The 21,679-nt window shown below is 71.8% G+C and carries 19 protein-coding genes; 6 read left to right on the forward strand and 13 right to left on the reverse strand.

Annotated features, from left to right (window positions below; translation table 11 throughout):
* The first annotated feature begins 144 nt into the window (after positions 1-144).
* From POF73_RS08010 to POF73_RS08020, 3 genes are read left to right on the forward strand one after another with little or no spacing between them, the layout of a single operon-like run.
* Positions 145-1,773, forward strand: coding sequence for a (2,3-dihydroxybenzoyl)adenylate synthase (locus POF73_RS08010; protein ID WP_272113821.1), 1,629 nt, complete (start codon positions 145-147; stop codon positions 1,771-1,773).
* Positions 1,763-2,818, forward strand: coding sequence for a FecCD family ABC transporter permease (locus POF73_RS08015; RefSeq protein ID WP_272113822.1), 1,056 nt, complete (start codon positions 1,763-1,765; stop codon positions 2,816-2,818). The genes POF73_RS08010 and POF73_RS08015 overlap by 11 nt, the downstream gene beginning before the upstream one ends.
* Positions 2,815-3,894 (forward strand): FecCD family ABC transporter permease, encoded by a 1,080-nt coding sequence (locus POF73_RS08020; protein ID WP_272113823.1) that lies wholly within the window; start codon positions 2,815-2,817, stop codon positions 3,892-3,894. The genes POF73_RS08015 and POF73_RS08020 overlap by 4 nt, the downstream gene beginning before the upstream one ends.
* A gap of 37 nt (positions 3,895-3,931) precedes the next feature.
* On the opposite strand, the gene POF73_RS08025 is transcribed toward POF73_RS08020, so the two are convergent.
* Positions 3,932-4,894, reverse strand: a complete 963-nt coding sequence (locus POF73_RS08025) for a hypothetical protein (RefSeq protein WP_272113999.1) — start codon at positions 4,892-4,894, stop codon at positions 3,932-3,934.
* Positions 4,895-5,104: 210 nt separating this feature from the next.
* On the opposite strand from POF73_RS08025, the gene POF73_RS08030 reads away from it, so the two are divergent.
* On the forward strand, positions 5,105-5,320 hold the full coding sequence (locus POF73_RS08030) for a heavy-metal-associated domain-containing protein (protein ID WP_272113824.1): 216 nt from the start codon (positions 5,105-5,107) through the stop codon (positions 5,318-5,320).
* 67 nt (positions 5,321-5,387) lie between these two features.
* Positions 5,388-7,679, forward strand: a complete 2,292-nt coding sequence (locus tag POF73_RS08035) for a heavy metal translocating P-type ATPase (RefSeq protein ID WP_272113825.1) — start codon at positions 5,388-5,390, stop codon at positions 7,677-7,679.
* Positions 7,680-7,787: 108 nt separating this feature from the next.
* Here POF73_RS08035 and POF73_RS08040 read toward each other — a convergent pair whose 3' ends face one another.
* From POF73_RS08040 to POF73_RS08075, 8 genes are all read right to left on the reverse strand, one after another.
* A complete protein-coding gene (locus tag POF73_RS08040) occupies positions 7,788-8,240 on the reverse strand; it encodes a phospholipase (protein ID WP_272113826.1) in 453 nt (150 codons plus the stop codon).
* Between the two features lie 104 nt (positions 8,241-8,344).
* Positions 8,345-8,935, reverse strand: coding sequence for a hypothetical protein (locus POF73_RS08045; protein ID WP_272113828.1), 591 nt, complete (start codon positions 8,933-8,935; stop codon positions 8,345-8,347).
* A gap of 5 nt (positions 8,936-8,940) precedes the next feature.
* Positions 8,941-9,801 carry a carbohydrate ABC transporter permease gene (locus tag POF73_RS08050; protein WP_272113829.1) on the reverse strand — a complete coding sequence of 287 codons (861 nt, stop codon included), beginning with the start codon at positions 9,799-9,801 and terminating at the stop codon, positions 8,941-8,943.
* Positions 9,798-10,736 (reverse strand): carbohydrate ABC transporter permease, encoded by a 939-nt coding sequence (locus POF73_RS08055; protein WP_272113830.1) that lies wholly within the window; start codon positions 10,734-10,736, stop codon positions 9,798-9,800. Before POF73_RS08055 ends, POF73_RS08050 begins: the two co-directional genes overlap by 4 nt.
* A complete protein-coding gene (locus tag POF73_RS08060; RefSeq protein WP_272113831.1) occupies positions 10,733-12,016 on the reverse strand; it encodes an ABC transporter substrate-binding protein in 1,284 nt (427 codons plus the stop codon). Before POF73_RS08060 ends, POF73_RS08055 begins: the two co-directional genes overlap by 4 nt.
* 61 nt (positions 12,017-12,077) lie before the next feature.
* Positions 12,078-12,830 (reverse strand): cupin, encoded by a 753-nt coding sequence (locus tag POF73_RS08065; RefSeq protein WP_272113832.1) that lies wholly within the window; start codon positions 12,828-12,830, stop codon positions 12,078-12,080.
* Complete coding sequence (locus POF73_RS08070; RefSeq protein ID WP_272113833.1) at positions 12,824-13,762, reverse strand: PmoA family protein; 939 nt, start codon at positions 13,760-13,762, stop codon at positions 12,824-12,826. Before POF73_RS08070 ends, POF73_RS08065 begins: the two co-directional genes overlap by 7 nt.
* Positions 13,759-14,874: a Gfo/Idh/MocA family protein gene (locus POF73_RS08075; protein ID WP_272113834.1), complete on the reverse strand. Its 1,116-nt coding sequence runs from the start codon at positions 14,872-14,874 to the stop codon at positions 13,759-13,761. The genes POF73_RS08070 and POF73_RS08075 overlap by 4 nt, the downstream gene beginning before the upstream one ends.
* Positions 14,875-15,161: 287 nt before the next feature.
* On the opposite strand from POF73_RS08075, the gene POF73_RS08080 reads away from it, so the two are divergent.
* Positions 15,162-16,343: a flavin-dependent monooxygenase gene (locus tag POF73_RS08080; RefSeq protein ID WP_272113835.1), complete on the forward strand. Its 1,182-nt coding sequence runs from the start codon at positions 15,162-15,164 to the stop codon at positions 16,341-16,343.
* On the opposite strand, the gene polX is transcribed toward POF73_RS08080, so the two are convergent.
* The 4 genes from polX to POF73_RS08100 form a co-directional block, all read right to left on the reverse strand.
* A complete protein-coding gene (polX, locus tag POF73_RS08085; RefSeq protein WP_272113836.1) occupies positions 16,340-18,088 on the reverse strand; it encodes a DNA polymerase/3'-5' exonuclease PolX in 1,749 nt (582 codons plus the stop codon). The two genes, POF73_RS08080 and polX, sit on opposite strands and share 4 nt — an antisense overlap.
* Positions 18,089-18,155: 67 nt before the next feature.
* Positions 18,156-19,391, reverse strand: coding sequence for a DegT/DnrJ/EryC1/StrS family aminotransferase (locus POF73_RS08090; RefSeq protein ID WP_272113837.1), 1,236 nt, complete (start codon positions 19,389-19,391; stop codon positions 18,156-18,158).
* Between the two features lie 152 nt (positions 19,392-19,543).
* The gene (locus POF73_RS08095; RefSeq protein WP_272113838.1) at positions 19,544-20,659 is read right to left on the reverse strand and encodes a GNAT family N-acetyltransferase; all 1,116 of its coding nucleotides are present in this window, start codon (positions 20,657-20,659) and stop codon (positions 19,544-19,546) included.
* Positions 20,660-20,899: 240 nt separating this feature from the next.
* Positions 20,900-21,664, reverse strand: a complete 765-nt coding sequence (locus tag POF73_RS08100) for a class I SAM-dependent methyltransferase (RefSeq protein ID WP_272113839.1) — start codon at positions 21,662-21,664, stop codon at positions 20,900-20,902.
* Positions 21,665-21,679 lie beyond the last annotated feature (15 nt).

Here is a 21,679-nt window from a genome sequence, read left to right on the forward strand (position 1 = left end):
CTACCTCCCTGGACTTAGGTTAACCTAACCTAATCAGCACCGACCCTAGCCGCCACGGCGCGGCGCCGTCCAGATCGCACCCCCAGGCTTGACCGCGCTGATTCATTAGGCAAGCCTTTCCTAAACAGCAGGCGGGAGTTGAGCATGCTCGACGGTTGGGTGCCCTGGCCGGACCTGTTGGCCGAGAAGTACCGCGCGAACGGTTACTGGGAGGGGCGGCCACTGGACCGGCTGCTCAGGGACAGCGCCGAGCACGAGCCGACACGGACGGCGCTCGTGGACGCCGACGGCAACCGGTGGACATACGCCGAACTCGATCTGCGCGCCGACCGCATGGCGGCGGGGCTGCGACGGCTCGGCATCGGGGACGGCGACCGTGTGGTGGTCCAGCTGCCCAACACCGACGCGTTCGTCGTGCTCTTTTTCGCGCTGCTGAGGGCGGGTGCGATACCGGTGCTCACGCTGCCCGCGCACCGCGAGAGCGAGATCGTGCATGTCGCCGAGGTGGCCGGCGCGACGGCGTACGCGATCCCCGATCTGCACGACGGCTTCGATCACCGTGTGCTCGCCCGGGCCCTGCGCAAGGCCGTGCCCGGTGTCGAGCACGTCCTGGTGGCGGGCGACGCCGCCGAGTTCACCGCGCTGGCCGAGGTGGACGCCGAACCGACCTCGCTGCCCGCGCGCGACCCCGGGGACGTGGCCGTACTGCTGCTGTCCGGCGGCACGACCGGCAGGCCGAAGCTCATCCCGCGCACCCACGACGACTACGCGTACAACATCCGCGCCAGCGCCGAGGTCTGCGGCTTCGACCGCGACACCGTCTATCTGGTGGTGCTGCCGACCGCGCACAACTTCGCGCTCGCCTGCCCCGGGCTGCTGGGCACGCTGCTGGCGGGCGGCACCGTCGTACTCTCCCCCACGCCGAGCCCGGAGGACGCCTTCGAGCTCATCGAACGGGAGAGGGTCACCGTCACCGCCGTGGTCCCGCCGATCGCGCTGCTGTGGCTGGACGCGGTGGAGTGGGAGGAGGCCGACCTCACCTCGCTGGGCCTGCTCCAGGTCGGCGGCTCCAAGCTGGGCGCCGAGCCCGCGGCCCGGGTCGAACCGGCCCTCGGCTGCACCCTCCAGCAGGTGTTCGGGATGGCCGAGGGCCTGCTCAACTACACCCGGCTCGACGATCCGCCCGAGCTGGTGATCGGCACCCAGGGCCGACCGATGTCCCCCGCCGACGAGCTGCGCGTGGTGGACGAGGACGACCGCGACGTACCGCCCGGCGAGAGCGGCGAGTTGCTCACCCGCGGCCCCTACACCCTGCGCGGCTACTACCGCGCCGCCGAGCACAACTCCCGCGCCTTCACCACCGACGGCTACTACCGCACCGGCGACCTGGTGCGGATCCTGCCCTCTGGGCACCTGGTCGTGGAAGGCCGGGCCAAGGACCAGATCAACCGGGGCGGCGACAAGATCTCCGCCGAGGAGCTGGAGAACCACATCCTCGCGCACCCGGGTGTGCACGACGCGGCCGTGGTCGGCATGCCCGACGAGACGATGGGCGAGCGCACCTGCGCCTATCTCGTCCCGCGTGAACAGGCCCCGGGACAACGGGAGTTGGCGGCATTTCTCACCGAGCGGGGAGTCGCCGCGTACAAGCTCCCCGACCGGGTGGAGGTCATCGAGTCCTTTCCCCGGACCTCGGTGGGCAAGATCGACAAGAAGGCGCTCGGCCGGCTGATCGCCGACCGCCTCCGCGCGGAGGGCACCGGTGGCGACTGAGGCCGGGACGGCCCCACTTGTACAGGCGGAGCAGCAGCCCCGAAGGCGCCGCAACTCCACGCGCACCCTGGCCGTGGCCGGCGCCCTGCTTCTGCTGGTCGTCGCCGCCATGCTCAGCCTCGCGATCGGCTCGCGCGCGCTGCCGCCCGCCGTCGTGGTCGACGCGCTGCGCCACGACGACGGGTCGACGGCCGCCTCGGTGATCTGGGACGTCCGGGTGCCGCGCACCCTGGCGGGCATCGCGGCCGGTGCCGCGCTGGGCGTCGCGGGCGCGCTCATCCAGGCGCTCACCCGCAACCCGCTCGCCGATCCGGGGCTGCTCGGCATCAACGCGGGCGCCGCCACCGGAGTGGTCCTGTCCATCACGGCCCTCGGCATCACGAGCCTGTGGGCGTCGGTGTGGTTCGCCATGGTGGGCGCCGTCGTCGCGGGTCTGCTGGTGTACTCGCTGGCCTCGGGCGGCCGGGGCGGCGCGACCCCGGAGCGGCTGGCGCTCGGCGGTGCGGTGATCGCCGCCGTGTTCACCGGCATCAGCCAGACGCTGATGCTGCTCGACGCGCAGGCGCTGGACCAACTGCGGTTCTGGAGCGTGGGGTCGCTCGCCCGGGCCGACCGCGAGACCCTGACGACGATCACGCCGTTCGTCGTGGTCGGCCTGGCGCTGGCGCTGGCGCTGGTCCGGCCGCTGAACGCGCTCGCGCTGGGCGACGACGGCGCCAGGGCACTGGGCGCGCACGTGGACCGCACCCGTTTTCTCGGCCTGGCCGCCATGACACTGCTGTGCGGCGCGGCGACCTCGGCCGTGGGGCCGCTGGTCTTCGTCGGCCTCGCCGTCCCGCACATCGCGCGCCTGATCGTCGGGGCCGACCAGCGCTGGACGCTGCCGCTGTCGATGCTGCTGGCTCCCGCCCTGCTGCTCTTCGCGGACGTCCTCGGCCGGGTCGTCGTACGCCCCGACGAACTCGACGCGGGCGTGGTCACCGCGGTGGTCGGCGCCCCGGTGTTCATCGCCCTGGTCCGCTACCGCAGGGCGGTGTCCGCATGACGGCCCGGGCACCGGCGCCGACCCGCACCGGTCCACGCAGCCGCGCGCATGTCGTACGGAGCCGCTCGCACCGCTTCTCCCTGCGGGTGGACGTACGCGCGGTGACCGTCTGCGTGCTGGTGCTCGCCGCGACCGCCGGCGTCGGCGTCCTGGCGCTCGGCACCGGCGAGTACACGATCTCCCCGGCGGACGTGGTCCGCACCCTGCTGGGCAACGGCAGCCCGCGCACCGACTTCGTGATCAACGACCTCCGGCTGCCCCGTCTGCTCACCGGCATCCTGGTCGGCGCGGCGCTCGGGCTGAGCGGCGCCCTCTTCCAGAGCCTGACCCGCAATCCGCTGGGCAGCCCCGACATCGTGGGCTTCACGTACGGCTCGGCGACCGGCGGTCTGCTGGTCGTCCTGCTCGTCGGCGGCACCGGCGGGCAGATCGCCGTGGGGGCGGTGGGCGGAGGCCTCGCGACCGCGATCCTGGTGTATCTGCTGGCCTGGCGGCAGGGCATCCACGGCTACCGGCTGGTCCTGGTCGGCATCGGGGTGAGCGCCCTGCTCCAGGGCGTGAACGCCTATCTCCTCGCCAAGGCCCGCTTCACCCAGGCCGCGCAGGCGATGGTGTGGCTCAACGGCAGCCTCAACGGCCGCAGTTGGGCGGACGTCCGCCCGGCCGCGCTCGGACTGCTCGTCGTACTGCCGCTGGTGGCGCTCGTCGCCGGCAGGCTGAAGGTCCTGGAGATGGGCGACGACGTGGCGGGCGGCCTCGGGGTGCCCGTCCAGCGGACCCGGCTCGTGCTGCTGGTCCTGGCCACGGCGGCCTGCGCGGTGGCCACCGCCGCGGCCGGCCCCATCCCGTTCGTCGCCCTCATCGCCCCCCAACTGGCCCGACGGCTCACCCGAACCCCCGGCCCGAACCTCCTCGCGGCCACCTGTACCGGCGCCTTCCTCGTGGTGACGGCGGACTTCGCCTCCCAGCACATCCACGAGACGGCCCAGCTGCCGGTCGGCGTGGTGACCGCGGTCGTCGGCGGGGTGTACCTGGGGCTGCTGCTGCGCGGGCAGCGGCGGGCGGGGCGGATCTGAGCCCCCGAGCGCCCGTGCCCCGCCGCGTCCGAGCCGCTCAGTGCGCGTGCTCCTCGGCCCCGTCGTCGTGCGCGGGCGTCTCTGCGGTGGTCGCTCCGGCGCCGGCGCGGACCGTGAACGCCGCGGTGTGCACCTTGCCCTCGTGCTTGAAGTCGAGGAACAGGCGGTATGTGCCGCTGCTCGGTGCCGTGGCCGCGAAGGAGATCTGCGGGCCGGGCTTCGTCTCGCCGTCGCCGGGTTCGCCGTTCGGGTGGACGTGCAGGTAGGCGAGGTCGCCGGAGCGCAGGGCCACCAGGTGTCCGTAGGCACCCAGGTAGGGCTGGAGGTTGGTGACCGGGCGACCGTCTCGGGTGACCTTCAGCTTGAGTTCGCTCTCCTTGCCCGGGCGCAGGCCGCCGTCCAGGCGGACCTCGTAGCCGTGGATCTTCGCGGTGGCGTTCGGGGCGGGCAGCTGCTGCGGGTCGTAGGAGCCGGACGCCGCCAGGTCCGCGCCGAGGACGAGGTTCTCGGCGTCCTGCTTCGCCGGGGTGAAGTCCGCGAAGACGCGGTAGCCGCCGGCGCGAGGCAGGTCGACGGGGATGCTCCAGGTGCCGTCGGCGGCGCGGACGGGGTGCAGATGACGGTAGGTGGCCAGGTCGCGTGAGGCCACGATGAGGTGCAGTTCCTTGTCGTGCTCGCGCTGGAACGCGGTGACGGCGCGGCCTCCGCTGTCGCGGATCACAAAGCTCAGGTCGGAGCGCTTTCCGGCGGTGACGCTCGGCGTGCGCAGGTCGAGGGTGTAGCCACCCTCGGAGATCTGGAGCCCGCCCGCCGGCGGGGCCTCATGCCCGGCATGGCCGCCCGCTCCCTCCGCTTCGGGCGACGCCTCGCCGTGACTCTCGTGGCGGGCGGGTGCGGGGTCCTTCACGACGGGGTCGATGCCCTGGCCCGCGCCGTAGGCGGTGCCGAAGGTCGCGGCCAGTGCGGCGGCGAACGCGGTGATCCTCAGTCCGGCATGCATGACGGTCTCCTGCGGGTCGGATGCCTCGGTACGGTCCTTCAATGCACTTCACCATACCCCTGGGGGGTATCAAGTCAACCCGGTCCCAGCCTTGCCTTACCTACCCCCTGGGGGTATACATGACACCGGAAGGATACCCCCACCCCGTATCCGGGTCGAACCCGACCCGTCACGGACCCGGCTTCGGCCCCGCTTCTCAGGAGGAACCCCATGGCCACCACCACATACGCCGTCTCCGGCATGAGCTGCGCCCACTGCAAGGCCACGCTCACCACGGCCATAGGCGAGCTGGACGGCGTCACCGAGGTCGGCGTCGATCTCGCGACCGGCCGGGTCACCGTCACCAGTGCCACCGAGCCCGACGACGCCGTGATCGCCGACGTCGTGGACGAGGCCGGCTACGAGCTGACCGGCCGCGCCGCCTGACCCCGTCCCGAACCGCCCGGGCCCGACCGCACCGGGCCTTCGGGCCCCACCCGCACGAGGAGCAGCGATGACCACCACCGCGTCCCACCCCGCCACCGAGGTAGAGCTCGCCATCGGCGGCATGACCTGCGCCTCGTGCGCGGCGCGCATCGAGAAGAAACTGAACCGGATGGACGGGGTGACGGCCACCGTCAACTACGCCACCGAGAAGGCGAAGGTGAGCTACGACGGTGACGTCTCCGTCCAGGACCTGATCGCCACCGTCGAGGCGACCGGCTACACCGCGCAGGAGCCGGCGCCGCCCGAGCGGGACGAGGCCGAGCACACCGACGAGGACGACGGACTACGGCCGCTGCGGCAGCGGTTGGTCACCGCGGTGACGCTGGCCGTGCCCGTCGTCGCGATGGCCATGATCCCGGCCCTGCAGTTCGAGTACTGGCAGTGGCTGTCGCTCACGCTGGCGGCGCCCGTCGTGACGTATGCCGCCTGGCCCTTCCACAAGGCGGCGTTCACCAATCTGCGGCACGGCGCGGCCACCATGGACACGCTGATCTCGGTCGGCACGTCGGCCGCGTTCCTGTGGTCGCTGTGGGCGCTGTTCCTCGGCACGGCGGGCGAGCCGGGCATGACCCACCCCTTCGAGCTGACCATCTCCCGCGGTGACGGCTCCGGGAACATCTACCTGGAGGCGGCCGCCGGAGTCACCGCCTTCATTCTGGCCGGGCGCTACTTCGAGGCCCGTTCCAAGCGCAAGGCGGGCGCGGCACTGAAGGCGCTGCTGGAACTGGGCGCCAAGGACGTCACCGTGCTGGGTGCGAACGGCATCGAACGGACCGTCCCCGTCGCCGAGTTGAAGGTCGGCGACCGTTTCCTGGTGCGCCCCGGCGAGAAGATCGCCACCGACGGAACGGTCGTCGAGGGTTCGTCGGCGGTGGACGCCTCGATGCTCACCGGCGAGTCCGTACCGGTCGAGGTGGCCGAGGGCGACCCGGTCACCGGCGCGACGATCAACGCGGGCGGGCGCCTGGTCGTGGAGGCGACCCGCGTGGGCGCCGACACCCAGCTCGCCCGGATGGCCCGGCTGGTGGAGGACGCGCAGAACGGCAAGGCCGCGGCGCAGCGGCTCGCGGACCGGATCTCCGCCGTCTTCGTGCCGGTCGTGATCGCGCTGGCACTGGGCACCCTCGGCTTCTGGCTCGGCAACGGCCCCGGTGTGGCCGCCGCCTTCACCGCGGCGGTCGCCGTACTGATCATCGCCTGCCCGTGCGCGCTGGGCCTTGCCACGCCGACCGCGCTGATGGTGGGCACCGGGCGGGGCGCACAGCTCGGCATTCTGATCAAGGGGCCTGAGGTGCTGGAGTCCACGCGCAAGGTCGACACGATCGTCCTGGACAAGACGGGCACCGTGACCACGGGCCGGATGACCCTGCTGGCCGTGCACACCGCCGACACCACCGACGAGGCCGAGGTGCTGCGGCTCGCGGGCGCGTTGGAGCACGCCTCCGAGCATCCGATCGCCCGTGCCGTGGCCGACGGGGCGCTGGAGAAGCTGGGTTCGCTGCCCGCGCCGGAGGACTTCGCGAACGTGCCAGGGCTCGGGGTGCAGGGCATCGTGGACGGGCATGCGGTGCTCGTCGGCCGGGAGCGGCTGCTGGCGATGGGGGTCCCCCCGCTCTCGCGGAGTCGAGAGCGGGGGAGGGCGATGGAGCTGCCCGAGGATCTGCGGCGGGCCAAGTCCGAGGCCGAGACCGCCGGTCGTACCGCCATCGCGGTCGCCTGGGACGGTGCGGCACGGGCGGTCCTGGAGGTCGCCGACGCGGTGAAGGAGACCAGCCCCGAGGCGATACGGCGGCTGCGCGCCCTCGGTCTCACCCCGATGCTGCTGACCGGCGACAACAAGGCCGTCGCCCAGGCGGTGGCCCGCGAGGTCGGCATAGCGCCCGAGGACGTCGTCGCCGAGGTCCTGCCACAGGACAAGGCCGACGTGGTCAAGCGCCTTCAGGGCGAGGGCCGTTCGGTCGCCATGGTCGGCGACGGGGTCAACGACGCCGCCGCCCTGGCCCAGGCCGACCTGGGACTGGCGATGGGCACGGGCACGGACGCCGCGATCGAGGCCGGCGACCTCACCCTGGTGCGCGGTGACCTCCGCGTCGCCGCCGACGCCATCCGGCTCGCCCGCAGGACGCTCGGCACCATCCGGTCCAACCTGTTCTGGGCCTTCGCCTACAACGTCGCCGCCCTGCCGCTCGCCGCGGCCGGACTGCTCAACCCGATGATCGCCGGGGCGGCGATGGCCTTCTCGTCGGTGTTCGTGGTGGGCAACTCGCTGCGGCTGCGCTCGTTCCGGGCCGCGGGCTGACCGCCCACGGACGGAGGGGGCGCCGCTCGCGCGGCGCCCCCTCCGCGTTGCGCTGCTCTCTGCTGCTCTCAGCCGCTCTCAGCCGCTCTCAGCCGCTCTCAGCCGCTCTCAGCCGAAGGCCTTCACGGCCTGGTAGTAGGTCCAGGCGGTGCTGTCGCAGGCGGACTTCGTCGCCCCGCCATAGCCCGCGCACACACGCTTGAGGTCCTCGTAGAAGGCGCTGTCGAGGCGCGCCTTGTTGGCGCTGAAGGTGCCCAGCGCCTTGTAGTTGCGGTAGCCGAAGTCGTGGCGGGCGCAGGACGTGGCGAAGGGGAAGCCGAAGGGGTTGTCGGGCGAGGAGGAGCAGTAGTCGGTGGACCAGTCGAAGCCGTAGGCGGCCCAGGCGGACTGGTTGCCGCGGGCGGTGACCCAGGCGTTGTAGCTGGACGCGCTGGTCTGGGTCCAGCCGGCGAGGACCTGGGGCTTGTCGGCGGGGGCGGCCTCGGCGGCCGAGGCGGCGCCGATGACGGTGAGGAGGGAGAAGGCCGAGGCGGTCAGTGCGGTGGCGAGTCTGCGGTGCATGGCACACCTCCATGAGACTGCGACCCGTCCATCGGATCGCAGGTTCATGACAAGATGATTTACGCGCCAACCATCCTTCACACCGCAGGTGCCCCAATGCGCTCTTAACTCTTGGACATGACGGTCCGTCGGACATGAACAGCAGTCAGCGCCAGGGCCAACGGCCCCGGGGCGAGGAACGCGAGCGGCACCAGCATCCAGGCACACAGGGCGGCGGTCGCCACCGCGAGCAGCACCAGGCCGCTGCCGCCCACGTCCTGTACGGCGTCCCGGGCGGCCTCCCGTACGGCCGCCCGCCAGTCGGTGAGCGACTCGGGGCGGGCGCAGGCCCTGAGGCCCACCACCGCGGCGCACGCGCCGATCGCGGCGGCCGTCACCGCGAACACCGGCGCACCCGGCAGCCCCGCCCCGGCCAGCGCCAGATCGGCGGCCAGCAGCAGCGCACCCGCCAGTGCGAGGACGCCCGCCGTCAGGTCGCCGGTCCGCAGCCGCCGCCGGAGCAGCGCGAAGTACCGCCCGGCGGTGGCCGGTTCACCCTCCCGGGCTCCCCGCAGCACCGCACACGCCGTCGACAGCGCGGCCGGTGCGGTCAGCAGGGGCAGGCCTGCCACGGCTGTGGCGAGGCCGACGCTCAGTACGTCGGCGAACAGGGTCATGCGCGGGCCGAACACCTCACCCGCCTCACGTGTCGGCATCCCGCTCACCCCTTCAGCCCGGAGCTGGCCATGCCCTCCACCAGGAAGCGCTGGAAAGCGAGGAAGAACAGCACGATCGGCAGCAGCGCGATCACGGACAGCGCGAACATCGGGCCGAACGCCGAGGTGCTGGAGGCGTCCACGAACGACCGCAGGGCGAGCGTGAGCGTGAACTTGTCCGGGTCGAAGAGGTAGATGAGCTGGGTGAAGAAGTCGTTCCACGTCCAGATGAAGGTGAAGATGGCGGTCGTGATCAGCGCGGGGCGGGTCAGCGGCAGTACGACCTGGAAGAAGCTGCGGAACGGGCCGCAGCCGTCGATGCGGGCCGCCTCCTCCAGCTCACGCGGCAGACCGCGCATGAACTGCACGATGAGGAACACGAAGAAGGCCTCCGTCGCCAGGAACTTCGGCAGGATCAGCGGCCAGTAGGTGTTCACCAGGCCGAGCTGGTTGAAGATGATGTACTGCGGGATCAGCACCGCGTGGTGCGGCAGCATGATCGTGGCGATCATGAACGCGAACAGCGGCCCACGGAACCGGAACCGCAGGCGCGCGAAGGCGTAGGCGGCGAGCGAGCAGCTGATCACGTTGCCGAGGACCGCGCCGCCCGCGATCAGCAGCGAGTTGGCCAACAGGCGCCAGATGGAGACGTCGTTGACGCCGTCCAGGGCCGTGGAGTAGTTCGACCACTCCAGGTGGCGGGGCAGCAGGTCCAGGCTCGCGATGACCTCGTCGGCCGGCTTGAGCGAGGTCGCCAGCAGCCAGGCCAGCGGGTAGAGCATCACCAGCAGGGCGGCCAGACAGCCGAGGTGCAGGGCGACACGGCCCCAGCGAACCGGCTTGCGTGTCAAGGCAGTTGTGGTCATCGGTCCCCCTCGGAGGCGTAGAAGACCCAGGAGCGCGAGGTGCGGAACAGCACCGCCGTGACGGCGCCGATCACGATCAGCAGCACCCAGGCCATGGCGGAGGCGTAGCCCATGTGGGAGGCGACGAAGCCGCGGTCGTAGAGGTAGAGGGTGTAGACGAGTGTCGAGTCGGCGGGGCCGCCCTTGCCGGCACTCAGCGCGAAGGCGGGTGTGAAGACCTGGAAGGCCTGGATGGTTTGGAGGACGAGGTTGAAGAACAGGACCGGGGACAGCATGGGCACCGTGACGGACAGGAACTGCCGCCACTTCCCCGCGCCGTCCACGGCCGCCGCTTCGTAGAGCTCACCGGGGATCTGCTGGAGGCCGGCGAGGAAGATGACCATCGGTGCCCCGAACTGCCACACCGTCAGCAGTGCCACGGCGAGCAGTGCCCAGCCGGGCCGGTTCACCCAGCCGCCGGTGCCGAACAGGTTGTCCACCGTGCCGCCGTCGTTGAAGATCGCCCGCCAGACGAGCGCGATGGACATCGACGCGCCGAGCAGCGAGGGGGCGTAGAACGCGGACCGGTAGAAGCCCTTGCCGCGCTTCATGGACTTCAGGGCGAGGGCGACGGCCAGCGCCAGGGCCAGTTGCAGCGGCACGGCGATCACGACGTAGGTCACGGTGGTCAGCACCGACCGCCAGTAGCGCGGGTCCTCGGTGAACATCTGGACGTAGTTGCGCAGGCCCACCCAGCGCGGCGGGTTGAACAGGTCGTAGTCCGTGAAGGACAGGTACAGCGACACGGCCATCGGCAGCAGGGTCAGCACGGTCGCGCCGAGCACCCATGGGGAGAGGAACACCCAGGCGGGGCCCTGGCGTTCGCGCCGGGGGCGGCGTTTCGGGGTGGCTGAAGTGGCGGGTTTCGTCCCGGTGCGGATCGTGGTGGTGGTCATGACCTCAGCTCCGCCTTCGCCTCGGTGACGTAGTTCTCGGCCGCCTCGCGGGGCGACATGCGCGCGTACGACACCTGGTCGTAGTCGCGCTGGAAGGTAGTCTGCAGGGCGTTGTCACCGGAGGGCGGTGCCTGTGGCGGGGGCTGGAGGGTGCCCTCCAGGGAGGTCTGGTAGGCGGCGATCGTCCGGTCGAAGTCCTTGAGCCGGGGCTCGACCTCCTTGCGGAGGGCGTCGTTGACGGGGATGCCGCGGGTGGCGCCGAGGATCTTCGCGGCCTGTGCGTCGTTGACGAGGAAGTCGACGAGCTGGGCGGCCTGCTTGGCGTGAGCGGTGTTGGCGCCGACGCCGAGGAACATCGACGGCTTGAAGTACTGACCGGGGGTGCCGTCCTCCCCCGACGGCATCGGTGCGAGTGCGACACCGCTCGGTATGAGGGCGAGGAATCCGCTGGCCGGAGCGTCCCAGTTGGCGTCGGTGGTGGCCTCGCCGCGCCCGAGCGGAGTGTTCTCGACGGAACCGTCGAGCTGGGTCGTCTGCTCGGCCGGTGAGACGACGCCCTCGCGCCGGAGCCCGTCGGTGAACGTCCACCAGCGGGTCAGGTCGTCGGAGGTGAAGCCGAGGCCGCCGTCCTTCGTGTAGAGGGACTTGCCCCGGCCTCGCAGCCACACCTCGAAGCAGTCCTCGCTCTGGCCGGGGTCGGTGGCGCCGGGCTTGCCGGTCCTCTCGGCCAACTCGCGCATGGTGTCGGCCCATTGGGTCCAGGTCCAGCTCCTGCCGGGGAGCGGCACCCCGCTCGCCTTCCACGCCTTGACGTCGTAGGCGACGGTCTCGGTGCCGCGGCCCTGCGGGATCGCGTACTGCGTGCCGTCCAGCCGGCCGGTGGCGAGCAGGCCCGCGTCGATCTCACCGGTGCGCAGTACGGCCTTCTGCTGCGCGAGGTCGAGCAGCACGCCGCCGGAGGCGTACTGGTCGATCTGCCGGTAGTCCAGCTGCATCACGTCGGGGGCGTCGCCGCCGGCGGCCTGGGTGGCGAGCTTCTGTTTGTAGGCCTCGTAGGCGGAGAACGACGTCTGCACCTGAATGTCCGGGTGCTGTTTCTCGAACAGGGCCAGGGCCTGCTCGGTGCGTTCCGCGCGGTCGGGGTTGCCCCACCACGTGTAGCGCAGCACGACTTTGCCGCCGCCGACCGACTCCCCGGATCCTCCGCAGCCCGCCAGCACCGCGCAGAGCGCTAGTGCGGCGGCCGACGCGCAGAACCCCTTTGTCCTGTGTCCGGGCATGCCGAGGTCACCTCTCCTCTCCTCGGGCTTTCCGTTGGCCCCCCTCGGTCCCCCTGATCCCCTATTCGCCGCCGTACGGCAGCGTCGTCCCGGGCAGGTTGTACTCGTCCCGGTGGCCGCACATCCCGAAGCCGCCGAGCCGGGTGGGCGCCGTCTCGTGAGCGGTCGCGTCGGCGAGGTACGCCGGCTCCCCCGCCTCCAGGGCGTCGAGCTGGGCGCCCGTTCGCTCGGCCGTGGCCAGGGCGCCGGCCCGCCACAGCTCCCGCCAGTTCGGCACCTTGGCGCGCACCAGCCGGGCAGCGGCGCGCTGGAACTCCCGGTACGGCCCGTCGTCCCCGGCGACGAGCCTCTCGCGCAGGGCGAGGTAACCCTCGACGGCGAGGTCCCTGCGGCGGCGTGCGGCGGCCGCCGTCTTCGGGCCGGTGCCGGGCGGCAGCGTGGCCGCGGCCGCGTACCGCTGCGGATCCGCGAGGACCTCGGGCGGGAAGGTGAAGACGGCGTCCCCGGCCTCGGGCAGTCCGCTGTTCTGCATCAGCACCGTGATGCGCAGATCGCCGCCCTGGACCATCCGGTGCACGGTCCCGGGCGTGAACCAGGCGACCGAGCCCGGCTCCAGCGGGATGTCCCGGTAGCCGTCGGGGCTCAGCGTCTGCACCGCGCCCCGGCCTGCGGTGACGACGTACGCCTCGGTGCACACCAGGTGCAGATGCGGGCTGCCGCCGCACACTCCGTCGGCGGCCTCCCAGTCGTAGGCGCTGAGGTGGGACAGGCCGACCGCGCCGGGCAGCGGGTGCGGCAGGTTCGGCTTCACCACGGCAGTGCCTCCAGGTGAGCGCCCACCCGCTCCCGGTCCCAGGCCCCGTCGGCGAAGACCACCCGGTAGCGGTAGGCGAAGGACTCACCGGGCGGCAGCTCGAACTCCTCGAAGAAGGCCCAGGAGAACGCGACCGTCGGGATCGGCTCAGAGCGCACGAACCAGTGCGACTCGTGGATCGCGGAGCGCTCGTCCAGGTTCTCGGGGGCGTGCGCGAAGACGAGTGTGGAGTGCCCGTCGACGTCGTCGTGCTCGGTGGTGAACGCGAGCCACGGGGCCTGCGTGCCCATCAGCTTGCCCGCGTCCGCGCCCGCTCCCCCGTCGAGGTCGGGTCCGAAGGCAGTGCCCCCGGTGAAGTCGCGGGGCCCGCGCCACTGGAGTCCGGTGTAGCCGGCCATCTCACGGCCCGCCGTGGTGGGCGAGCCGAAGGCCAACGGCTCGGCTCGGAGGTTGGTCAGCCGGATCGACCAGTCCAGGGCCCAGGCACCGGCCGCCTCGTCCACCGAGTGGACGGTGAGCCCGCGCACCTCGCGTGCCCACTCCTCGCCGCCGTTCTCGACCCAGGTGAGGTCCTCGGTGACGGCGAGCCGGTCGTCGTCCGCCGTGAACAGCGAGAAGCCGTCGTGCCGCATCGAGCCGACGCGCTCGGGCAGCGGGAGGTAGCCCTCGCCGTGGACGTAGGAGTTGCCGCCCCAGAAATTCTGGCCGGACAGATGGCTCGCGGTCATCTGCAGGCCCTTGTGCCAGCGGTGGTCGCTGGGCCGGTAGCCGGTCACGGTGTGCCCGGCGAGGGTGCGCACCGGGTGGGCGTAGGGCTTGCGGGACTCGAACGCGTCGGGGTCGGGGCGGTAGACGTACCGCAGGATCTCGGTGCCGTTCGCGGCCGTGACCGCGATGTGGTCGCCGTGCGCGTGGGTGACGCGGATGCTCATGCGCGCTCCTTGGGGGCCCAGTGGGGGTCGTCGCCGTGCATGGCCGGGTAGAAGGGGTCGCACGGCCCGATCTCCCCTGCGAGCACCGTGCGGTCCGTGAACGCGGCCTTGTAGAGGGCGGCGGCGAAGTCGAGGGTGACCCGCGCGTCGGGGCCGCTGCCGGGCGGCCGCACACCGTTGTCGTAGGCGTCGAGGAGGGCGCCGAGCTGTGCCGTGTGCGAGCTGGGCACGTCCGTCGCGGGGGTGCGCCAGGCGGTGGCGCGCTCGGAGGGGACGTGCGGGGCCGGGGTGTAGACCCAGTCGTCGTTGCGGTGGCCGTACAGGTGCGTGAGCTCGACCGTCGCGTCGGCGCAGTCGATACGGATACGGCTGACTTCGTGCGGGGAGAGCACGCTGTTGACGACGGTGGCGAGGGCGCCGTTCTCGAACCGTACGAGGGCCGTCGAGACGTCCTCACTCTCGGTGTCGTGGACCAGCCGCGCGGCCATGGCCCGGATCTCCGACCAGGGGCCGAGCAGGTGCAGCAGCAGGTCGAACTGGTGGATGCCGTGCCCCATCGTCGGCCCGCCGCCCTCGCTGGCCCAGCGTCCGCGCCAGGGCACCGCGTAGTACGCGGCGTCGCGGTGCCAGGTCGTCTGGCAGTGCGCCACCAGCGGGGCGCCCAGCTGACCGCTCGCGATCAGCTCCCGGGCGTGCACGGCTCCGGAGCCGTAGCGGTGCTGGAACACCACCGACGCATACGCCCCCGACGCCTCCTCGGCCGCCGCGATGTCGTCGTACTCGGACAGCGACAGACACAGCGGCTTCTCGCACAGCACCCAGGCCCCCGCCTTGAGCGCGGCGACGGTCTGCTCCCGGTGCAGCGACGGCGGCGTGCCGATCAGCACCAGATCGGGGCGTACGGCGTCCAGCATGGCGTCCGTCGAGGTGTACCCGGCGACCTCCTCGCCCGCGAGCTGCCGGAAGGCGTCCAGCCGGGCCTGGTCCACATCGACGGCGGCGACCAGCTCCGCCCGGTCCGCGTGGTGTCTCAGCGCGGGCAGATGGCTTCCGCTGACGATGGCGCCGGTACCGATCACGGCGACGCGGCGGTGGGCGGGACTTCGGGACATGCAGTTCTCCTCGGACGGCCGGCGGACAGCCCGCACCAGAAAGCGCTTGCACTACGAAGATGACCCTAGGCAGGGACGGAATGTCAGGACAACCCCTCTGCGGCGAGATGGGCAAAGCCTGACCCGGACGACCCGGCCCGCTCCCCTTCCCGGCACCCGCCCAAACGGACGAATTTCACGGACCGCGCCACCCGGTGACCGGCTTCAACTCCGGCTTCCACAGGGGCCGTTGACAGTGCACGGGAAGCGCGTCACGGTGAGGGCTCGTCGTGCCCGGGAGGTCACCCATGGCGCCAGCTGGAACCGACGTCGATCTGGTCGCACGCGTACGGGCGCTGCGCCCTCTCGTCCGCGAGCACGCGCTGCGCACCGAACAGGAGCGGCGGGTGGCGCCCGAGGTCGCCGCGGCACTGACGGAGGCCGGGATCCACCGGATGAACGTCCCCCGGCGCTACGGCGGCTACCAGAGCCGGCTGCGCACCCAGGTGGACGCGGTGACCGAGATCGCGGCGGCGTGCGGCTCGACCGCGTTCAAGACGCTGATCCAGGCCGGCTGCTCCTACATCGCGGCGCTCTTCCCGGACGAGGCGCAGGACGAGATCTTCACCGGCCCCGACGTCAGGGTGGGCGGCACCCTGATCCCGGACGCGACGGCGGTCCGGTCGGACGGCGGCTACGTCGTCAACGGCACGTCGGCCTTCGCCACCGGCTGTCACGACGCCGACTGGCATCTGCTGACGGTCCGGGTCGAGTCCGAGTCCGGCGGGGGTCCGCCCGAGGTGCTGTGGACGGCCGTGCCGATGGCCGAGCTGGAGATCCTCGACGACTGGTACGTCTCGGGACTGGCGGGCAGTGGCAGCAACAGCGTCGTCGCACGGGACGTGGTCGTCCCCGCACACCGGGTCCTGCCGGTCGGGCCGTTGCTGACGGGCGGCTTCCCGTCGAAGACCAACGCCGACGACCCGTTCTACCGGATGCCCGTCCTGCTGCTGTTCTGCGCGTGGACGGCGCCGAACGCGCTCGGTCTGGCCCGCTCGGCGCTGGCGGAGTTCACCGAGCGCAGCCACCGGCGGGGCATCACGTACACCTTCCACCAGCGGCAGAACGAGGCGACGGTCACCCATCTGCAGGCGGCCGAGGCGGCCATGAAGATCTCCTGCGCCGAGCTGCTGACCGCCGAGTTCGTCGCCCTGATCGAGTCGCGGGCCGAGTCCGGCGAGCCGTACACGCCCGAGGAGCGGGCCAGGATCCGGGCGCAGAGCGGCTATGTGGCGCGGCTGTGCAAGGAGGCCGTCGATCTGCTGGGCTCGGCGTCCGGGGCGTCGTCGCTGCACCGGGAGGTGCCGATGCAGCGGGCGGTGCGCGATCTGCACGCGCTGAGTCTGCACTCGTTCGTGAATCCCGCGACCAACCTGGAGATCTACGGCCGGGTCCTGTCCGGGCTCGATCCGGGTACGCCGTTCCTCTAGGACTTCTTCTGGGACTTCTTCAGGAAGCGTCGCAGCCTGGTCAGCGGCCAGGTGTTGATCACGTCGTCCTTGGTGAGCCAGCCGCGCTGCGCCGTGCCGACGCCGTAGCGCAGGTTGGCCAGGTGGAGTACGGCGTGGGCGTCGCTGTCGACGGCGAACCGCACGCCGTGCCGCCGGGCCCGCAGGATGTCCTCGTCGCGCAGGTCGAGCCGGTCCGGGTGGGAGTTGATCTCCAGGGCGGTGCCGGTGCGGGCACAGGCGGCGAAGACCGCGTCGAGGTCGGCGTCGATGGCGGGCCGCCTGCCGAGGAGGCGCGTGGTGGGGTGGCCGATGATGTGGACGTGCGGGTTCTCGCAGGCCCGGACGATCCGCCGGGTCAGCTCCTCGCGCCCCTGGTTGAAGTGCGAGTGCACCGACGCCACGCACAGGTCGAACCCGGCGAGGAACTCCGGCGGCCAGTCCACGTCGCCGTCCGGGCCGATGTTCAGCTCCGCGCCGTGCAGCACCCGCATGCCTCCCCGGCCGCCCCGCCCGCCGTACTCCCCGTCGAGCTCGCGGACGCGTTCGCGCTGCGCCAGGATGCGTTCGTCGGTCATGCGCTGCATGGCCATGTCGGGGCCGTGGTCGGTGACCGCGTAGTAGGCGTAGCCGCGCTCGGCGGCCGCGGCGACCATCTCCTCCAGCGGGGCGAGCCCGTCGGTGAGGTCGGTGTGGGTGTGCAGGTCGCCCCGGATGTCCTGTTCCTGGATCAGCTCGGGCAGCTCACCGCGCAGCCCGGCCTCGATCTCGCCCCGGTCCTCGCGCAGGGAGGGCGGGATCCAGGGCAGGCCGAGCCGGGCGTACACGTCCTCCTCCGTCTTGGAGACGATCCTGTCGCCGGTCTCGGTGTCGAAGAGCCCGTACTCGGACAGCTTGAGCTTCTTATGGACCGCGATCTCGCGGGTGCGGATGTTGTGCGCCTTCGACCCGGTGAAGTACTGCATCGCCGCACCCCAGGAATCCGGCGGCACGACCCGCAGGTCGACCTGGAGGCCCTTGTCGGTACGGATCGACGTCTTCTTCTCGCCATGTGCGATGACCTCCGCGACGTACGGCAGCTCGGTGAAGGCACGCATGACCGGCGTCGGCTTCTTCGACGCGACGAGGATGTCGATGTCGCCGATCGTCTCGCGGACGCGGCGCAGCGATCCGGCGTAGGCGCAGCGTTCGCAGCCGGTGACCTGTGACATCTCGGCGACGATGTCCTCGGCGAGGCGCATGGCGACGTCGATCAGGACCCGGTCGCCGGAGGACTTCAGCAGGCCGATGCCGTGCAGGATGTTCTCCTCCGTCTTCGGCCCGAAGCCCTTGAGGTCGCGCAGCCGCTCCTCGTGGATCGCGTCGGCGAGCTCCTCGATGGTGGAGATGCCCAGTTCCTCGTAGAGGACGAGGGCCTTCTTCGGGCCGAGGGTGGGGATGGCGGTCAGCTGCCGGACGCCGGCGGGGATCTTCGCACGCAGTTCCTCGACGGCGGACACCTGGCCGGCGGTGAAGTACTCGATGATCTTCTGGGCGGTCGACTTGCCGACGTTGGGGATCTCCTGGAGCCCCTTGACGTCGAGCGTGGACACGTCGGCGTGGTAGCCGCCGATCGACCTGGCGGCCTTCTCGTAGGTACGCGCCCTGAACGCGTCCCCTCCGGTGATCGAGATCAGGTCCGCGTACTCCTGGAACAGTGCGGCGACCTCGTCGTTGGACCGAGCCACATCTCCAGGGTAGGCAAGGTGGGGCCCGGCGGCGCGGGCCGGCGCCGGCGGGCCCCCGATGCGGTCTCTACTGGCCCAGCGGGGTGGGCGGTGTGGGCGTGGTGTCCAGCACGGGCTTGGCCGGGAGCGGCGCGTGTGCGGGCGTGGCCCGCTCCTTCGTCAGGGCGCCCGCGATCCTGCGGGCCAGGAGGGGGTCGGCCGGCAGGGAGTGAGCGGCGAACCAGCGAGCGGCCGAGGGGTCGGGGGACGGTTCGACGAACTCGGCGCCCGCGTAGTCGTCGAGCGGCGGGTCGTAGACGTATCCGGCGACCACGCCGTGGTTCACCAGGCGTTCGAGGAGGGTGTCGCGGTCGTGCACCAGGAGCGGCACCCGGAACAGGGACGGCGGGCCGTCGCCGGGCTGGTCGCGCAGTGCCGGGGAGGCCCAGGTGGTGCCGGACAGCAGGGAGACACCGGTCCTGCGCCGGGCCAGGTCGCCGTCGATGAGGGACATCCGCAGCCCCAACTGCCCCCGGACCATGGCCCCGTGGCGGGAGCGGAAGCCGTGCAGGTCGACCCGTACCCAGGGCTCGTAGGCGGTCAGGCTCGGCGCCTTGCGTGCAGTGCCGGCGAGGCGGGGTGCGTGCAGGGCCATGCGGAAGTCGTCTCGTTCCAGCAGGCCCAGGCGCTGCATGGTGCGCCACACCGGGCGGACCAGGTGGAGGGTGCGTACGGTGGAGCGGGCCAGTGGGCGCAGGGTGGTGGACAGGTCGTCGCGCAGTCGGCGCGGCGTCAGCAGGTCGTCGCGCAGCAGCTCCAGCTCCCGCCGGGTGCGCGCGTCGTCCACGGCGAGGAAGCCGCCGGCCATCGCCGCGACGTGCTTGGAGAGGCTGAACGCCGCCGCTCGTCCGAAGGTGCCGATCGGCTGTCCGTCCACGTGCGTGCCGATGGCGTGCGCCGCGTCCTCGATCAGCGGGATCCCCAACGCGTCGCAGCGGCGGCGCAGTTCGACGACGCGGTCGGGCAGGCCGTACAGGTTCGTGGTCAGGACGGCGTCCACGTTGCGCCAGGTGGACTCCGGTACGGCGGCCGGGTCGATGTTGCCGTCCCACCGGGACACGGGGGCTTGGACGGGGCGCAGTCCGGCCGCGAGGACGACGAAGAGGATCACGTCGTCGTTCACCGGGGACATCAGCACCCGTGCGCCCGGCCGGCACCAGCGCCGCAGCGCCAGGTACAGGGCGAGTCGGGCCGAGGGCGTGTAGACGCATTCGCGTCCGATGCGCCGTGTCATCATCGCGGCGAGCCGCGATCCGTACGGCATGGTCACCTCTTCCGTGGAAGCGTCCGTAGAAGGTCGCGAGGCGGGCGGTGCGGCTTCTCGAACGTCGTTCGAGGCCTCCGCTGGGAGATGGGGGACCGCGACGGGCCGTCGATACGGCGCCCTCGCATGACGAGTGACGGGAGGGGGTCCGCTCAGCGGGCGCGGGCCCCCACACCCGGCGGGTGGGTGCGCAGGGTGCCGACGGTCTTCAGCAGGCGGTCGGCGGGCTCACGCAGCCTGGGGTGGGCCAGGACCGTGTTCCGCAGGCCGCGCACCGGTCTGCGCCACATGCGGTGGGCCGCCGCCACCGGGTGCGGCCGGGCCGCGAACCCTTCGGCGACACGCAGTTCACGGGTCTTGAGCCAGTCCTTGTACTCCTTCTCGCCGCGCCCCATGTCCATCAGCGTCACGCCGTCCCGGCCCGCGGCCTCCGCCATCCTCAGGTGCATCATCAGGCCGGGCGAGTAGTAGCCGAACTCGGGGTCGTACGCCGTGAACCAGGCCGCGAACACCGAGCGCGACCGCGGCCCGAAGTGCGCGGCGACCGGCCGGTCACCGGCGTAGACGACGGACAGGATGCCGGTGAAGTACTCCTCGCGGACCTGGAAGAAGTGCTCCACCAGATCGACGATCCAGGGTCTGGAGAACCGGTCCATGCGCCCCGTCCTGCGGTACTGGGCGGACTTCCAGCGCATGAGGGTGCGCAGCACACGCGGGTCGCGCTCGTCGTACACGAACCGCACCTCGCCGGCGTCCCGGCCCAGTCGGCGCTCCTTCTTCAGCGTCGTCTTGGCCAGCCCCGGGTAGGTGGCGCGCAGCCACTCCGGGTAGCCGCCCTCGCCGGGCTTCAGGTCGAGCACGGGCGAGGCGAACGTGCCCGTGACGTACGGCCCGAACGGCTGCTGTTCCTCGACGAGGTGGTCGAACTCGAAGACGGACAGCCCGCAGGCCCGCAGCAGCTGCCGGGTGTCCCAGGTGACGCCCGGCCGGTGCACCAGGGCCTGGCAGTCGGAGAGCCCCAAGCCGATGGCGCGGCCGACACCGTAGGCGTTGCGCTCGTACGGGAAGAAGCCGACGGCCTCCCCGTTCTCGTGCAGCACCGCCACCCGGGCCCCACCGCGGTACCTGCCCACGCCCCTCGTGAACTCCGGCGACAGAAAGGGGTTGGCGTAGTCGGGCGACTCGTCCATCGCCCGGTGCCACGCCCGGCGCAGCGACTCGCTCAGCTCCTCGGGTCTGTGAATCGTGATGGCGCTAGTGGATCGCATGGCGATACCGCTCCCCCCAGAATCCCCCCAAGACGCACTTACTGGCGCCTCACCACATTTTCCCCCATGTCGAACTTTGTGGCGAGGCTCAAACGTCGCGAAACCGTACGCACGCTGTCAAGGTGTCGGTGTGAACCTTTAGCTGTGCTTGGTGTGGCCCCGGCCGACAGACGACAGCTGGAACCTGGTGAGGCCGACGTTGCGCACATCGACCGCTGTGGGCGCGAGCGGCGGCCCGCGTCAGCGGACGGCGACGACGACATGGCTGGCGCCGTACTGCCAGACGACCCCGGCATGCCCGAACCCCGCCCGCCACAGCAGCCGTTCGTGTGCGGACACGGACAGCCGCGCCGCGCAGTCGGTCCCGGTGACGGGCTCCCGGCGCCGCCGTTCGGCGAGGAGGTCGGCCAGCTCGGGGTCCTCTGCGACCGCCGTCCACCAGGAGTCCCAGTCCTCGTGCGCCAGGGCGTGCCGGCGCTCGGCGTGCCGGCGCCCCACCCACCCGGCGAGTTCGGCGAGCGCGGTGTCGTCGTGCGGGAAGTGGTCGCCGTTGACGAGGACACCGCCGGGCCGCAGCAGTGCCGCGAGCTGCCGGTAGGTGCGGTGCAGGGCGTCCGGGCTCAGATAGTGCAGGGCAGTCGTGGACACGGCCGCGTCCAGCGGGCGGTCGAGGCGAAGGGCGTGCGTCCAACCCTCCTCGCCGATGACGACGTCGACGTAGCGGGCGGCGTCGGCGTGGTGGGTGCGGGCCAGCTCCAAGAGCAGGGGGTCGCGGTCCACGGCAACGATGTCGGCGTCCGGCAGCCGACGCACCAGCCGCGCCGCGAGCGATCCGGGGCCACAGCCGAGATCCACGACGAGCGGCCTGGCCGACCGGCCGGTCACGGCCCGCTCCACCACGTCGGCGATCACCGTGAACCGCTCCTCACGGTCCACGGCGTACCGCTGCTGCTGGCGTTCCCAGCGCTCCACCCAGCGCTCCGCCGTTGCCAGACTCAGCCCCATCCGGTCGTGCCACCT

Origin of the sequence: Streptomyces sp. HD, assembly GCF_028369295.1 — a bacterium.
GTDB lineage: Bacteria > Actinomycetota > Actinomycetes > Streptomycetales > Streptomycetaceae > Streptomyces.